This window comes from Mycobacterium sp. NPDC004974, from assembly GCF_053600815.1.
The window spans coordinates 35,302-49,493 of record NZ_JBSGAQ010000013.1; the positions used below are offsets into that span (position 1 = coordinate 35,302).

The 14,192-nt window shown below is 66.9% G+C and carries 12 protein-coding genes; 10 read left to right on the top strand and 2 right to left on the bottom strand.

Annotated features, from left to right (window positions below; all coding sequences use genetic code 11):
* Nucleotide 1 precedes the first annotated feature (1 nt).
* The 8 genes from folC (at nt 2) to proB (ending at nt 9,123) form a co-directional block, all read left to right on the top strand.
* On the top strand, nt 2-1,432 hold the full coding sequence (gene folC, locus ACWEFV_RS24655; RefSeq protein WP_450072107.1) for a bifunctional tetrahydrofolate synthase/dihydrofolate synthase: 1,431 nt from the start codon (nt 2-4) through the stop codon (nt 1,430-1,432).
* 23 nt (nt 1,433-1,455) lie between these two features.
* Entirely contained in the window at nt 1,456-1,848 is a 393-nt protein-coding gene (locus ACWEFV_RS24660) for a DUF4233 domain-containing protein (RefSeq protein ID WP_450072208.1), read from the top strand.
* Between the two features lie 84 nt (nt 1,849-1,932).
* A complete protein-coding gene (gene ndk, locus ACWEFV_RS24665) occupies nt 1,933-2,355 on the top strand; it encodes a nucleoside-diphosphate kinase (RefSeq protein ID WP_135456325.1) in 423 nt (140 codons plus the stop codon).
* A 289-nt stretch (nt 2,356-2,644) separates the two neighbouring features.
* Nucleotides 2,645-5,707, top strand: coding sequence for an Rne/Rng family ribonuclease (locus tag ACWEFV_RS24670; protein WP_450072108.1), 3,063 nt, complete (start codon nt 2,645-2,647; stop codon nt 5,705-5,707).
* Between the two features lie 165 nt (nt 5,708-5,872).
* The gene (gene rplU, locus ACWEFV_RS24675; protein WP_135456321.1) at nt 5,873-6,184 is read left to right on the top strand and encodes a 50S ribosomal protein L21; all 312 of its coding nucleotides are present in this window, start codon (nt 5,873-5,875) and stop codon (nt 6,182-6,184) included.
* 15 nt (nt 6,185-6,199) lie between these two features.
* Complete coding sequence (gene rpmA / locus ACWEFV_RS24680) at nt 6,200-6,466, top strand: 50S ribosomal protein L27 (RefSeq protein ID WP_003879727.1); 267 nt, start codon at nt 6,200-6,202, stop codon at nt 6,464-6,466.
* A gap of 90 nt (nt 6,467-6,556) precedes the next feature.
* On the top strand, nt 6,557-8,005 hold the full coding sequence (gene obgE, locus ACWEFV_RS24685) for a GTPase ObgE (protein WP_450072109.1): 1,449 nt from the start codon (nt 6,557-6,559) through the stop codon (nt 8,003-8,005).
* Nucleotides 8,002-9,123, top strand: coding sequence for a glutamate 5-kinase (gene proB, locus ACWEFV_RS24690; RefSeq protein WP_450072110.1), 1,122 nt, complete (start codon nt 8,002-8,004; stop codon nt 9,121-9,123). The genes obgE and proB overlap by 4 nt, the downstream gene beginning before the upstream one ends.
* A gap of 48 nt (nt 9,124-9,171) precedes the next feature.
* Here the strand turns inward: proB and ACWEFV_RS24695 are convergent, their stop codons facing one another.
* On the bottom strand, nt 9,172-9,807 hold the full coding sequence (locus tag ACWEFV_RS24695; RefSeq protein WP_044522868.1) for a TetR/AcrR family transcriptional regulator: 636 nt from the start codon (nt 9,805-9,807) through the stop codon (nt 9,172-9,174).
* A 66-nt stretch (nt 9,808-9,873) separates the two neighbouring features.
* On the opposite strand from ACWEFV_RS24695, the gene ACWEFV_RS24700 reads away from it, so the two are divergent.
* Nucleotides 9,874-11,160, top strand: coding sequence for a cytochrome P450 (locus ACWEFV_RS24700; RefSeq protein WP_450072111.1), 1,287 nt, complete (start codon nt 9,874-9,876; stop codon nt 11,158-11,160).
* Here the strand turns inward: ACWEFV_RS24700 and ACWEFV_RS24705 are convergent.
* Complete coding sequence (locus ACWEFV_RS24705) at nt 11,129-11,971, bottom strand: NAD-dependent protein deacetylase (RefSeq protein WP_450072112.1); 843 nt, start codon at nt 11,969-11,971, stop codon at nt 11,129-11,131. The genes ACWEFV_RS24700 and ACWEFV_RS24705 overlap by 32 nt on opposite strands.
* A gap of 131 nt (nt 11,972-12,102) precedes the next feature.
* Between ACWEFV_RS24705 and ACWEFV_RS24710 the strand changes: the two genes are divergently transcribed.
* Nucleotides 12,103-14,145, top strand: a complete 2,043-nt coding sequence (locus ACWEFV_RS24710; RefSeq protein ID WP_450072113.1) for an NAD(+) synthase — start codon at nt 12,103-12,105, stop codon at nt 14,143-14,145.
* Nucleotides 14,146-14,192: the final 47 nt, after the last annotated feature.

The following is a 14,192-nucleotide window of genomic DNA, read 5'->3' on the forward strand; positions in this document are numbered from 1 at the left end:
CTTGCGCGAAGAGCCGAGAATCCAGGTGAACAACCCGATTCCCTCCCCGGACGAGATCGCCGCACTGCTGCAGGTCGAGCACCTGCTCGATCAGCGATGGCCCGAGACCAAGCTGGACCCCAGCACGGCGCGGATCTCCGCCCTACTGGAGCTGTTGGGCTCACCGCAGCGGGCCTACCCGTCCATCCATGTCGCGGGGACCAACGGCAAGACGTCGGTGGCGCGCATCATCGACGCGTTGCTGATCGCCCTGCACCGGCGGACGGGACGCACCACCAGCCCGCATCTGCAGTCCGCGGTGGAGCGCATCTCGATTGACGGAAAGCCCGTCACGCCAGCGCAATACGTGAATACGTATACCGAGATCGAACCGTTCGTGGAACTGGTGGACCGGCAGTCCGAGGCTGCCGGTGGGCCGAAGATGAGCAAGTTCGAGGTCCTCACCGCGATGGCCTTCGCAGCCTTCGCCGACGTGCCCATCGACGTCGCGGTCATCGAGGTGGGGATTGGTGGACGCTGGGACGCCACCAACGTCGTCAACGCCCCGGTCGCGGTGATCACCCCGGTCGGCATCGACCACACCGACTATCTCGGTGACACGATCGCCGAGATCGCGGGGGAGAAGGCGGGCATCATCACCCGGCAGCCCGAGGACCTGGTGCAAACCGACACCGTTGCGGTCATCGGGAAGCAGGCTCCCGAGGCCATGGAGGTCCTGCTGGCGGAGGCGGTGCGCGCCGACGCGGCGGTGGCCCGCGAGGACTCCGAGTTCGCGGTGCTCAGCAGGCAGGTCGCCATCGGCGGCCAGGTGCTGGAGCTGCAGGGCCTGAGCGGCGTGTACCCCGAAATCTTCCTGCCGCTGCACGGTGAACATCAGGCCAACAACGCCGTTCTCGCCCTGGCCGCGGTCGAGGCGTTCTTCGGTGCGGGAGCGGACCGGCAGCTCGATGTCGACGCGATCCGGGCCGGCTTCGCGGCAGTGAGCAGCCCGGGCCGCATGGAGCGTATGCGAAGTGCACCAACGGTTTTCATTGATGCAGCACATAATCCGGCCGGAGCCTCGGCGCTGGCGCAGACCCTGCAGCAGGAGTTCGACTTCCGCTACCTGGTCGGAGTGGTGTCGGTGATGGGGGACAAGGACGCCGGCGGCATCCTGACCGCCCTGGAGCCCGTGTTCGATCAGATCGTGGTCACCCATAACGGTTCACCGCGGGCGATGGACGTCGAGTCGCTGGCATCGCTGGCCGAAGAGCGTTTCGGGCAGGATCGCGTGATCACCGCCGTGACGCTGCCGGATGCCATCGAGACCGCCACCGCCCTGGTCGAGGAGTCCGGGGCCGACGAAGGACTGTCCGGGTCCGGCATGGTGATCACCGGTTCGGTGGTGACCGCCGGCGAGGCCCGGACCCTGTTCGGACGGGACCCACAGTGAGCAATCAGACCCCTGATGATCAGATGCCAGGTGACAAGCCGGCACCCCCGGACCCGTGGAAGAGTTTCCGCGGGGTGATGGCGGGGACGCTGATCCTCGAAGCCATCGTCGTATTGCTGGCTCTGCCGGTGGTGGGTGTCAGCGGCGCCGGGCTGACCTGGACCTCGGGCGGATTCGTGGTCGGGCTGGCCATCGTGCTGATCCTGATGTCGGGGATCCAGGGCAGGCCCTGGGCCATCTGGGCGAACCTGGGCATCCAGCTGGTGGTGATCGCCGGTGCGCTCATTCATGGGGCAATCGGCTTCATCGGCGTGATCTTCGCCGTGGTCTGGCTGCTGATCGTGTATCTGCGGGGTGAGGTCAAACGCAGGCAGGATCGTGGCCTCCTGCCTGGCCAGCAACCGCCCAGCGAATAGCGCGGTGATAGCTGGGCCACAGTGCGGGCTCGGTCGGGGCCCCGCGATGGCGGGGCGCCGTTACCGACCGGTACGCTCTCAGCCGTGACTGAGCAGACCCTTGTCCTGATCAAGCCCGACGGCGTGCAGCGCCACCTGGTCGGGGAGATCCTCGGCCGGATCGAGCGCAAGGGCCTGACCCTGGCGGCGCTGGAACTGAAGAACGTCAGCGTTGAGCTGGCCAAGCAGCACTACGCCGAGCATGACGGCAAGCCGTTCTTCGATTCGCTGCTGGAGTTCATCACCTCCGGACCTGTTGTCGCGGCCATCGTGGAGGGACCGCGCGCCATCGCGGCGTTCCGTCAGATCGCCGGCGGCACCGATCCGGTGGAGAAGGCTGTGCCCGGCACCATCCGTGGTGACCTGGCGCTTGTGACCCAGGACAACCTCGTGCACGGGTCGGATTCGCCGGAGTCGGCGGCCCGCGAGATCGCCCTGTGGTTCCCTGGCGAAGCCTCCGGTCGATAAACCTTCTCGCAGTCTGGTCAGTACCGCGTCAGTGATGTGGGATACTGGTTGCGGGTAGCCAGCCTCAACCGGGGCTGAACACCCGAATGAAGACTTCGACGAGCGCGACCACCGCAATCCGGTGCGGCGCGGGCCGTCCAGCCATCATTCAGCCAGGCACCGGGTGGGTTCGGTAGCGAACCGCCCGGAGCGAGACCACAACAAGTCCGGGGAAAGTGTCCCGGGCCAATAGCGGAAGCCCTCGCGTGGCCGCGTCGATACGACGCGCCCGGGGGCTTGAGGAGAATTCGTGGCCGAAGATGCCCAGAATGACGACCTATCAACCCAGACTCCGCAACAGGAGGGACTGCCCGAGCGGCTGAGAGTCCACTCTCTGGCGCGGGTGCTCGGCACCACCAGCAGGCGCGTGCTCGATGCCCTGGCGGAGTTCGACGGGCGTCGGCGCAGTGCGCATTCCACGATCGACAAGGTCGATGCAGAGCGGGTCCGTGACGCACTGGCCGCAGGGTCGACCGACGCTGCTCCTGTTGCGCAGGCAGAGGTTGTGCCGGCAGAACAGGTCGAGGCCGTCACCGAGGCCGAGTCCGTCGCGGCTCCGGTCGAGAGTTCGGCCGAGGCTCCGCAGGCTGCTCCGGCTGAATCTGAACCCGTTGCGGTCGATGCCCCGCAGGCCGACGCCGAGGCCGTCTTGGTCGGCGACGAACCCGAGTCCCGGTTGATCCTGGAGACGGCGAACATTCCCTCGGTGCGGGAGGCGCACACCGAGCGTGCCGATTACCTGCCGCTGTTCGTGGCGCCGCAGCCCGTCAGCTTCGTGCCAGTGCACGTCGATGAGGATGACGACGAAGACGACGACGACGATGACGACACCATCGATGCCGATTCCGACAGCGACGACGAGCAGGCGGATCGTCCCGCCGCGCGCCGGCGCCGCAGGGGCCGCCGTGGACGTGGTCGTGGTCGCGGTGAGCAGAGTGACGACAACGGGCCCGACTCGGGTCCCGATTCCGACACCGACACCGTCGATGACCAGAGCGAATCCGACCAGGATTCCGATGATGACTCCGACGAGTCGGACGAGGGCAACGACGAGGACACCGCGGGCAGCGACGGCGGCAACCGTCGTCGGCGGCGTCGTCGCCGGCGAAAGTCCGGCTCGGGTGACAACGATGATGCGGGCTCCCCGGATGACCCGCCCAACACCGTCGTGCACGAGCGCGCCCCGCGGGCCGAGCGGGCCGGCAAGAGCAGCGATGATTCGGAGATCCAGGGGATCAGCGGATCGACTCGCTTGGAGGCGAAGCGTCAGCGCCGCCGCGACGGTCGGGACGCGGGTCGCCGTCGCCCGCCGATCCTGAGCGAGGCAGAGTTCCTGGCCCGCCGCGAGGCTGTCGAGCGCACCATGATCGTGCGCGACAAGGTCCGCACCGAGCCGCCGCACGAGGGCGCCCGCTACACCCAGATCGCCGTTCTGGAGGACGGCGTCGTCGTCGAGCACTTCGTAACTTCGGCTGCTTCAGCATCGTTGGTCGGCAATATCTACCTGGGCATCGTGCAGAACGTGCTGCCCTCGATGGAAGCCGCGTTCGTCGACATCGGCCGCGGCCGCAACGGTGTGCTCTACGCCGGTGAGGTGAACTGGGAGGCCGCCGGGCTCGGTGGGTCGAACCGCAAGATCGAGCAGGCGCTCAAGCCGGGCGACTATGTGGTGGTCCAGGTCAGCAAGGACCCGGTGGGGCACAAGGGTGCTCGACTCACCACGCAGGTGTCGCTGGCCGGCCGCTATCTGGTCTATGTACCGGGCGCGTCGTCGACCGGGATCAGCCGTAAGCTGCCCGACACAGAACGCCAGCGGCTCAAGGAAATCCTCAAAGAGGTCGTGCCTGCCGATGCGGGTGTGATCATCCGCACCGCCTCGGAGGGCGTCAAGGAAGAGGACATCCGTTCCGACGTCGAGCGGCTGCAGCAGCGCTGGACCGAGATCGACGCCAAGGCCACCGAGGTCACCGGGAAGAAGGCCGGCGCGGCCGTTGCGCTCTACGAAGAGCCCGACGTGCTGGTCAAGGTCATCCGGGACCTGTTCAACGAAGACTTCTCGGGTCTGATCGTCTCCGGTGACGAGGCCTGGGCCACGATCAACTCCTACGTGAACACCGTCGCCCCCGATCTCGTGGGCCGGCTCACCAAGTACGAACCCGCGGGCGGCGCTGATGCTCCCGACGTGTTCGCTGTACACCGCATCGACGAGCAGCTGGCCAAGGCGTTGGACCGCAAGGTGTGGCTGCCCTCGGGCGGAACCCTGGTCATCGACCGCACCGAGGCGATGACGGTCGTCGACGTCAACACCGGCAAGTTCACCGGTGCCGGCGGCAACCTCGAACAGACCGTCACCCGCAACAACCTGGAAGCTGCCGAGGAGATCGTGCGGCAACTGCGGTTGCGCGACATCGGCGGCATCGTGGTCATCGACTTCATCGACATGGTGCTCGAGTCGAACCGGGATCTGGTGCTGCGCAGGCTGACCGAGGCGCTGGGCCGGGACCGCACCCGCCACCAGGTGTCCGAGGTGACCTCACTGGGCCTCGTGCAGCTGACCCGAAAGCGGTTGGGAACCGGTCTGGTCGAGGCGTTCTCGACCACCTGCACGCACTGCGCCGGCCGCGGCATCGTGCTGCACGGCGACCCGGTCGACACGGCCTCGTCGTCGAATGCCGGCCGCAAGACCGAATCCACCGGCGGCGGGCGTCGCAGCAAGCGGGGCAAGAGGGGCAATGCCCGTCCCGAGCCCGAAGAGTTGCCAGTCGTCAAGGTGCCCGACCATCCGGCCGGCGAACACCCGATGTTCAGGGCAATGGCTGCGGCCAATGGGCGCCCCGACGAAGACCACGAAGGCCATGACGGCCACGAGGACTTCGAGGAGCACGTCGCCGACGAGGTCCCCGAAGGCGAGGCTGACGATCGGGCCACGCTCGAGCTCGCGGAGGTGTCCACCGGTTCCACCGACGGTGAGTTCGACGCGCAGGACGTCGACGAGTCCGATGAATCCGACGATGGTTCGGATGGGGACGAAGACGAGGACGAGATCGACCTCGACGACGATGACGACCTCGATGATGACGACGATGACGATCTGGATGACGACATCGACGACGACTCGGATGAGGATGACGAGTCTGATGAGGCCGACTCGGACGACGAGTCGGACGAGTACGGCGACTCCGAGGACTCAGACGAGTCCGAAGAGGACGTCTACCAGGCCCCGGAGCCCGTGGTCGTCGAGGCGCAGCCTAGTCGCGGCCGTACCCGTCGACGTGCCGCAGCCAGGCCCGCGGGGCCGCCCAGCCCAGAGTAGAGGGCGGTTTGACCCTCTACCCGCTGGTCAAGTACCCTTGACCAGTTGTCTCCGGTGCCTGTAGTAGTCGCAGGCCGGTGACGGCGGGGCATCCCGCCACCCAAGACCCGCGCACGCACCGACCGGTAGCGCGCGCCCGCAGAGAGCAGCAGAGCAGAGGACACGATGGCGACATACGCAATCGTCAAGACCGGCGGCAAGCAGTACAAGGTTGCCGTCGGTGACGTGGTGAAGGTTGAGAAGCTCGAGACCGAGCCCGGCGCGTCGGTATCGCTGCCAGTCGCCCTGGTGGTCGACGGCGCCAAGGTCACCAGCAAGGCTGATGACCTGGCCAAGGTCGCCGTGACCGGCGAGGTGCTTGAGCACACCAAGGGTCCCAAGATCCGCATTCACAAGTTCAAGAACAAGACCGGCTACCACAAGCGCCAGGGGCACCGTCAGCAGCTGACCGTGCTCAAGGTCACCGGTATCAAGTAGCGAGGGAGCGTACTAATGGCACACAAAAAGGGCGCTTCCAGCTCGCGCAACGGTCGTGAATCCGCAGCACAGCGGCTCGGCGTGAAGCGGTTCGGCGGTCAGGTCGTCAAGGCAGGCGAGATCCTCGTCCGCCAGCGCGGCACCCACTTCCACCCCGGCGTGAACGTCGGTCGTGGCGGCGATGACACGCTGTTCGCGCTGGCACCCGGCTCCGTGGAGTTCGGTTCCAAGCGCGGCCGCAAGCACGTGAACATCGTTCCCGTGCCGCGCCCGGAGGCCTGAGACTCCGAGGATTCTCCGCGAATGTGAAGCAGCTGCGAGTTCTCGATAGGACTATCGCAATAGCTTCACATTCGACGGAGAGGATGTCCGATGCCCCGGTTCGTTGACCGCGTCGTCATCCATGCGAGTGCAGGAAACGGCGGCCACGGCTGCGCGTCGGTGCACCGCGAGAAATTCAAACCCCTCGGCGGTCCTGACGGCGGCAACGGTGGTCGCGGCGGCAGCATCGTGCTGGTCGTGGATCCACAGGTTCACACCCTGCTGGACTTCCACTTCCATCCCCATGTCGTCGCACCTTCGGGCAAGCAGGGTGCGGGCAGCAATCGTGACGGTGCCGCTGGCGACGATCTGATCGTGCACGTTCCGGACGGCACGGTGGTGCTCGATGAGAACGGCCGGATGCTGGCCGACATGGTCGGTGCCGGCACCCGGTTCGAAGCCGCGCAAGGTGGTCGGGGTGGGCTCGGCAATGCCGCACTCGCTTCCCGGGCCCGCAGGGCTCCCGGTTTCGCCCTGCTCGGCGAGAAGGGCCAGACCCGAGACCTCACGCTCGAACTCAAGACCGTCGCCGATGTCGGCCTGATCGGTTTCCCATCGGCGGGTAAATCGTCTCTGGTGTCGACCATCTCGGCGGCCAAGCCCAAGATCGCCGACTATCCGTTCACCACGCTGGTGCCCAACCTGGGCGTGGTGTCCGCCGGTGAGAACACCTTCACCGTCGCCGACGTTCCCGGCCTGATTCCCGGCGCGTCCGAGGGCCGGGGTCTGGGCCTGGAATTCCTTCGGCACCTTGAGCGCTGCGCGGTGCTCGTGCACGTCGTGGACTGCGCCACCATGGAACCCGGGCGTGACCCGATCTCCGACATCGAGGCGCTGGAGGCCGAACTCGCGGCCTACACCCCGACTCTGCAAGGCGATTCCACCCTGGGCGACCTGGCGTCGCGGCCACGTGCGGTGGTGCTCAACAAGATCGACGTTCCCGATGCCCGGGAGTTGGCCGACTTCGTGCGTGAAGAAGTGAAGTCGCAGTTCGGCTGGCCGGTGTACGAGATCTCGACGGTCAGCCGTGATGGTTTGCGCCCGTTGATCTTTGCGTTGTGGGAGATGGTGAAGGCCTACCGTGACGCGCAGCCTGAGGTGGTGCCGAGGCGTCCGGTGATCCGGCCGATCGCTGTTGACGAGAGCGGCTTCACCGTCGAGACCGATGGAGACGGCGGGTTCATCGTGCGCGGTACCCGTCCCGAGCGCTGGATCGCGCAGACCAACTTCGACAATGACGAGGCCGTCGGTTACCTCGGTGACCGGCTGGCCCGGTTGGGCGTCGAGGACGCGTTGTGGAAAAAGGGCGCCAAGCCCGGTTGCGCCGTGACCATCGGCGATATGACCTTCGACTGGGAGCCTCAGACCCCAGCCGGCGTGGACATGCCGCTGACCGGTCGAGGCACCGACATCCGGCTCGAGCAGACCGACCGGGTGGGTGCGGCCGAACGCAAGGCGGCGCGGCGTGAACGGCGCCATCCCGGGAGTGAAGACGAGTGACGAGCGCAGGCTCGGCGCCCTCCGCACATCGCGAGGCGATTCGGACCGCACGCAGCGTCGTCGTCAAGATCGGTACCACCGCGCTGACCACTCCGTCCGGGGTGTTCGACGCCCGCCGGCTCGCGGTCCTGGTCGAGGCCATCGAAGGCCGGATGAAAGCCGGTTCCGATCTGGTGATCGTGTCCTCCGGTGCCATCGCCGCGGGAATCGAGCCGCTCGGACTGTCCAAGCGCCCAACGGATCTGGCCACCAAGCAGGCGGCCGCCAGCGTCGGGCAGGTGGCGCTGGTCAATGCCTGGAGTTCGGCGTTCGCCGTCTACAACCGCACGGTGGGGCAGGTGCTGCTGACCGCGCACGACATCGCGATGCGGGTGCAACACAACAACGCGCAGCGCACCCTGGACCGGTTGCGCGCCCTGCATGCGGTGGCGATCGTCAACGAGAACGACACCGTGGCCACCAACGAGATCAGGTTCGGTGACAACGACCGCCTGTCGGCGCTGGTGGCTCAGCTGGTCGGCGCCGACGCGCTGATCCTGCTGTCCGACATCGACGGCCTGTATGACTCTGATCCCCGAAAAGGTAACGCGCGCTTCATTCCTGAGGTCGCCGCACAGGGGGATCTCGACGGGGTGGTGGCCGGCGGGGGTAGCCATCTGGGCACCGGCGGCATGGCCTCGAAGCTTTCGTCGGCGCTGTTGGCCGCCGATGCCGGGGTGCCGGTGCTGCTGGCCGCCGCGGCGGATGCCGGTGCGGCACTGAGTGATGCCTCGGTCGGCACCGTGTTCGCGCCACGGCCCGAGCGGATGTCGGCGCGGCGGTTCTGGGTTCGCCATGCCGCGGAGTCCCATGGGGCGTTGACCCTCGACGACGGTGCGGTGCGTGCGGTCGTCAAACAGCGCCGCTCGCTGCTGCCGGCCGGGATCACCGAGGTCACGGGACGTTTCCACGGTGGTGACGTGGTGGATCTGCGGGGGCTTGACGGGCAGACGGTCGCGCGTGGCGTGGTGGCCTACGAGGCGTCGGAGCTGGCCGCGATCATCGGCCGCTCGACGCCGGATCTGCCGGCCGAGCTGCGCCGGCCCGCGGTGCACGCCGACGACCTGGTCGCCACCTAGCGATTTGTGGAGTCCCGGCCGCGCCGAGTGCGGCAAAAACTCCACAAATCACAGCTTGGGGGACTCCAGATACAGCGCACCCCAGACGATCTGGGTGATCGTGTTCGCCAGCTCGGCGTCGTAGGACGGCGGCTGCGACGGCAGATTCTGATGACAGGTCCGCTCCACCATCCAGGTCAGCGTGCTCGCGGTGGCGGCGGCAGGCAGTTGCGGCCGGATCGACCCGTCGGACTGCCCGTCCTCGATCACCTTGGTGAGCTGATCGGAGATTCCGGCCAGCAGCTCACGGTAAGTCTGTGCGACGAGTGGGTCATAGCTCGACATCTCGGTGAGCGCGATCAGCACCGGTTGGTGGGTCCGATAGCTGGCGACGATGCCCGACATGGCGGTGTGGGCGTCGGCGGGGTCGCGGCGTCCGGCGACGCTCCACCATTGTTGGGCGGCTTGGGTCAGATCGCCGAACACCTGGGTGGCCAGCCGGCGCAGCAGGTGGCCCTTGTCCTCGAAGTAGATGTAGAAGCTGGCCCGGGAGATCCCGGCCTCGGTGGCCAGTTTGTCAACGCTGAGCTCGGTGAAGCTGGTGCCGTCGGCCATCAGCCGGTCGGTGGCATCGAGCAGTTGGCGTTCGATCCGCTCGCGCCGTTCCTCTCGGTTGGCCTGCGGTTTTCGCGTTACCGATGGCATGCCCTCAGCGTATCGGCATTCGTCACACCTTGACTAGACAGACTGTCTAGACCTATTGTCACCGGCATGACTGTGTCGCCCATCACATCAGCCCCCTCGTGGCCTTCCGCCGCACGCCCCTACGACCCGATCGACCTGTCGTCGCGGAAGTTCTGGGCCACCACGGCCGCCGATCGTGAGGTCACGTTCGCCGAACTGCGCACCTCACGCCCGGTCAGCTGGCATCCGCCCGTCGAGGACGCCCTCATGAAGGATCCCGACGATCGCGGGTTCTGGGCGGTGACGCGGCACGCCGACATCGTGGCGGTCAGCCGAGACAGCGAGACATTCCTGTCGGGCAAGGGGGTGCTGTTCGAATCCGTTCCGGAAGAGCTACTCGAGGCGTCACAGTCGTTCCTGGCGATGGACGCGCCGCGGCACACGCTGATCCGCAAACTGGTCCACGCCGCGTTCACGCCCCGGCAGGTGGCCCGCATCGAAGACTCGATCAAGGAGAACGCACGCGAGATCGTGGCCGAGCTCAAGGAAGTCGGCAGCGGGGTGGACTTCGTGGACCAGTGCGCCAAGGAACTGCCCATCAGAACGCTGTCGGACATGGTCGGGATCCCCGAGTCCGAACGGCAGCGGGTGGCACATGCCGCCGACGCGCTGGTGTCCTGGGCGGACCCGGTCTACCTGGCCGGGCGCAACCCGCTGGAGGTGCTGCTGCAGAACCAGATGTACCTACATCAGGTGGCGAATGCGCTTGCGGCGCAACGCCGGGAAAACCCGGGCAATGATCTGATCAGCGCGCTGGTCCACGCCGAAGTTGACGGAGACCGGCTCACCGATGCCGAGGTAGCGGCGTTCTTCGTCCTGCTGGCGGTGGCGGGCAACGACACCACGCGCCAGACCACCAGCCACGCGCTCAAGGCGCTGACCGACCACCCCGAGCAGCGGGCCTGGCTCATGGCGGATTTCGACGACCGCATCGGCGGTGCGGTCGAGGAGTTCGTCCGGTGGGCGACGCCGGTGATGACGTTCCGCCGTACCGCGGCCGTCGACGTCGAACTCGGTGGGCAGCAGATCGCGGCGGGGGAGAAGGTGGTGATGTTCTACGCCTCGGGCAACTGGGACGCCGAGGTGTTCGACCGGCCCGAGGTATTCGACCTGAGCCGAAAGCCCAACCCGCACCTGGGATTCGGTGGCGGCGGCCGTCATTTCTGCCTGGGTGCGCATGTCGCCCGGACGCAGTTGCGGGCGATCTTCGGTGAGTTATTGCACCAGCTGCCCGACATCACCGCGGGAGAGCCCGCCTACCTGGCGGGCAACTTCGTGCACGCTATCCGGTCGATGCCGTGCACGTTCTCCTGAGCTCGCCGGCCAACAGGGTCAACATCTCCGAACATCCCGCTTCGACCTTGACCGTGGCCTGCTCGTCGCCGCGGGTGGGGCCGCGGTTGATGATCCCCACGGGGATGTTGTGGGCGGCCGCGTGCCGGACGAATCGGTAGCCGGAGTACACGGTCAGCGAGGACCCTGCGACCAACAGCGCCTCGGCGTCCTCAACCATCGAATAAGCCTGTTCGACACGGTCTTTGGGAACGCTCTCGCCGAAGTAGACGATGTCGGGTTTGAGCATGCCCCCGCACACCGGGCAGTCCACGATGGTGAACGAATCCGTTTCGGCGACCACGGCGTCGGCGTCGGGTGCCACCGCGATGCCGCCAACCGACTCGGCGCGTTCGCCGAAGCCGGGATTGGCCGCCTCCAGCAGCGCGGCCAACTCGTCGCGGCCCATGGTCCCGCCGCAATCCAGACAGATCACCTGCGCGTAGGTGCCGTGCAGGTTGACCACCGACCGGCTGCCGGCCTTGCTGTGCAGCAGGTCCACGTTCTGGGTGATCAGTCCGTTCACCACACCGGCGAACTCCAGCGCGGCCAGGGCACGGTGCCCGGCGTTGGGCATGGTTTCGTCCATGTGGCGCCAGCCGACGTGATTGCGGGCCCAGTACCGCTGCCGGAATGCCGGATCGGAGGTGAACTGCCGGATCGTCATCGGATTGCTCGGTGGGGAATCGGGGCCGCGGTAGTCGGGGATGCCGGAATCGGTCGACATCCCGGCCCCGGTCAACACCGCGAGGCGGCGTCCCTGAAGTAGGGCGACGAGCTCGGGGGCATCCACCCTCGCCAGGATAGGCCGCCCGTCGGGAGGCGGGTGTCGAGCCTGTCCGCAACCACCGGGGCGGTATCGCTCGTGCGTCAATTGGTACCCGGTGGCCCGATATCGATACTTTTCGGGTCACAATGGGCGGGATGGATTTCTACAGCGCCTACCACCACGGATTCGCGCGGGTTGCCGCCTGCACCCATCACACGGCGCTGGCGGATCCGCCGGCGAACGCAGAATCGGTGCTCCGGTTGGCACAGGCCTGCCACGACGACGGCGTGGCCGTCGCAGTGTTCCCCGAGCTGACCTTGTCGGGCTACTCGATCGACGACATCCTGATGCAGGATGCCCTGCTGGAGTCGGTGGAACAGGCGCTCATCGAAATCGTCGCAGCCTCGGTGGTGTTGACGCCGGTGCTGGTGGTCGGCGCACCGCTGCGGCACCGGCACCGGATCTACAACGCGGCGGTGGTGATCCACCGCGGCGCGGTGCTCGGCGTGGTACCCAAGTCCTACCTGCCGACCTACCGGGAGTTCTACGAGCGCAGGCAGATGGCAACCGGCGCCGGCGTGAGCGGCACCATCCAGGTGGCCGGTGCCCAGGTGCCGTTCGGGCCGGACCTGCTGTTCGTGGCCTCCGACCTTCCCGGGCTGGTCCTGCACGTCGAGATCTGTGAGGACATGTTCGTGCCGGTGCCGCCCAGTGCGCAGGCGGCGCTGGCCGGTGCGACGGTGCTGGCCAACCTCTCGGGCAGCCCGATCACCGTCGGCCGCGCCGAAGACCGTGCGCTGCTGGCCCGTTCGGCCTCGTCACGCTGTCTGGCCGCCTACGTGTACGCCGCTGCCGGCGAAGGGGAGTCGACCACCGACCTGGCCTGGGATGGCCAGACGATGATCTGGGAGAACGGGCTGCTGCTCGCCGAGAGCGAGCGCTTTCCGCGCGGTGAACGACGCTCGGTGGCCGATGTGGACCTGGAGTTGCTCCGTTCTGAGCGGCTGCGGATGGGCACGTTCGATGACAACGCCAGGCATCACGGCGCCCAAGTGGATTCGTTCCGTCGCATCGAGTTTCAGCTCGACCCGCCGACGGGTGACATCGGACTGCGGCGCGAGATCGAGCGGTTCCCGTTCGTGCCTGCGGATCCTGCACGGCTGCAACAGGATTGCTACGAGGCGTACAATATCCAGGTCTCCGGTCTGGAACAGCGACTGCGGGCCCTGAGCTACCCCAAGGTGGTGATCGGGGTGTCCGGCGGCCTGGATTCCACCCATGCCCTGATCGTGGCGGCCCGGGCGATGGACCGGGAAAACCGTCCGCGCAGCGACATTCTCGCGTTCACGATGCCCGGCTTCGCCACCGGTGAGCACACCAAGAACAACGCGGTCCGGTTGAGCCGGGCGCTGGGCGTGACGTTCGCCGAGATCGACATCAAGAAAACCGCCGAGTTGATGCTCACCGAGATGGACCACCCGTTCGGTCGCGGTGAGAAGGTGTACGACGTCACCTTCGAGAACGTCCAGGCCGGTCTGCGCACGGACTATCTGTTCCGGCTGGCCAATCAGCGTGGCGGCATCGTGCTCGGTACCGGTGACCTTTCCGAGCTGGCGCTGGGCTGGTCGACGTACGGGGTCGGCGACCAGATGTCGCACTACAACGTCAACGGCGGGGTGCCGAAAACCCTGATCCAGCATCTGATCCGGTGGGTGATCTCCTCGGACCAGTTCGGCGTTGAGGTGAACGAGGTCCTGCAATCGGTGCTGGACACCGAGATCACCCCGGAGCTGGTACCCACCGGCGAGGATGAGGAGATCCAGAGCAGCGAGGCCAAGGTCGGTCCCTATGCGCTGCAGGATTTTTCGTTGTTCCAGGTGCTGCGCTACGGATTCCGCCCGTCGAAGGTGGCGTTCCTGGCCTGGCATGCATGGCATGACGCGGCCCACGGTGACTGGCCTGCCGGGTTCCCCGAGGACAAGCGCCCGGCGTACTCGCTCAAGGAGATCCGGCACTGGCTGCAGGTGTTCGCGAAGCGGTTCTACTCGTTCTCCCAGTTCAAACGTTCCGCGCTGCCGAACGGCCCCAAGGTGTCGCACGGCGGTTCCCTGTCGCCGCGTGGCGACTGGCGGGCGCCGTCGGACATGTCGGCGCGGATCTGGCTCGACGAGATCGAGCGGAGCGTTCCCGAACAGTAGGTCTCGACGGCCGAAATGGCCGGTTCGCTCAATTGACGACGCAAAAA

Coding starts and splice junctions, on each gene's coding strand:
- ACWEFV_RS24660 (WP_450072208.1), top strand. CDS start 1,456: ATGCCAGGTGACAAGCCGGCACCCCCGGACCCGTGGAAGAGTTTCCGC.
- rplU (WP_135456321.1), top strand. CDS start 5,873: ATGGCGACATACGCAATCGTCAAGACCGGCGGCAAGCAGTACAAGGTT.
- rpmA (WP_003879727.1), top strand. CDS start 6,200: ATGGCACACAAAAAGGGCGCTTCCAGCTCGCGCAACGGTCGTGAATCC.
- obgE (WP_450072109.1), top strand. CDS start 6,557: ATGCCCCGGTTCGTTGACCGCGTCGTCATCCATGCGAGTGCAGGAAAC.
- ACWEFV_RS24695 (WP_044522868.1), bottom strand. CDS start 9,807: ATGCCATCGGTAACGCGAAAACCGCAGGCCAACCGAGAGGAACGGCGC.
- ACWEFV_RS24700 (WP_450072111.1), top strand. CDS start 9,874: ATGACTGTGTCGCCCATCACATCAGCCCCCTCGTGGCCTTCCGCCGCA.
- ACWEFV_RS24710 (WP_450072113.1), top strand. CDS start 12,103: ATGGATTTCTACAGCGCCTACCACCACGGATTCGCGCGGGTTGCCGCC.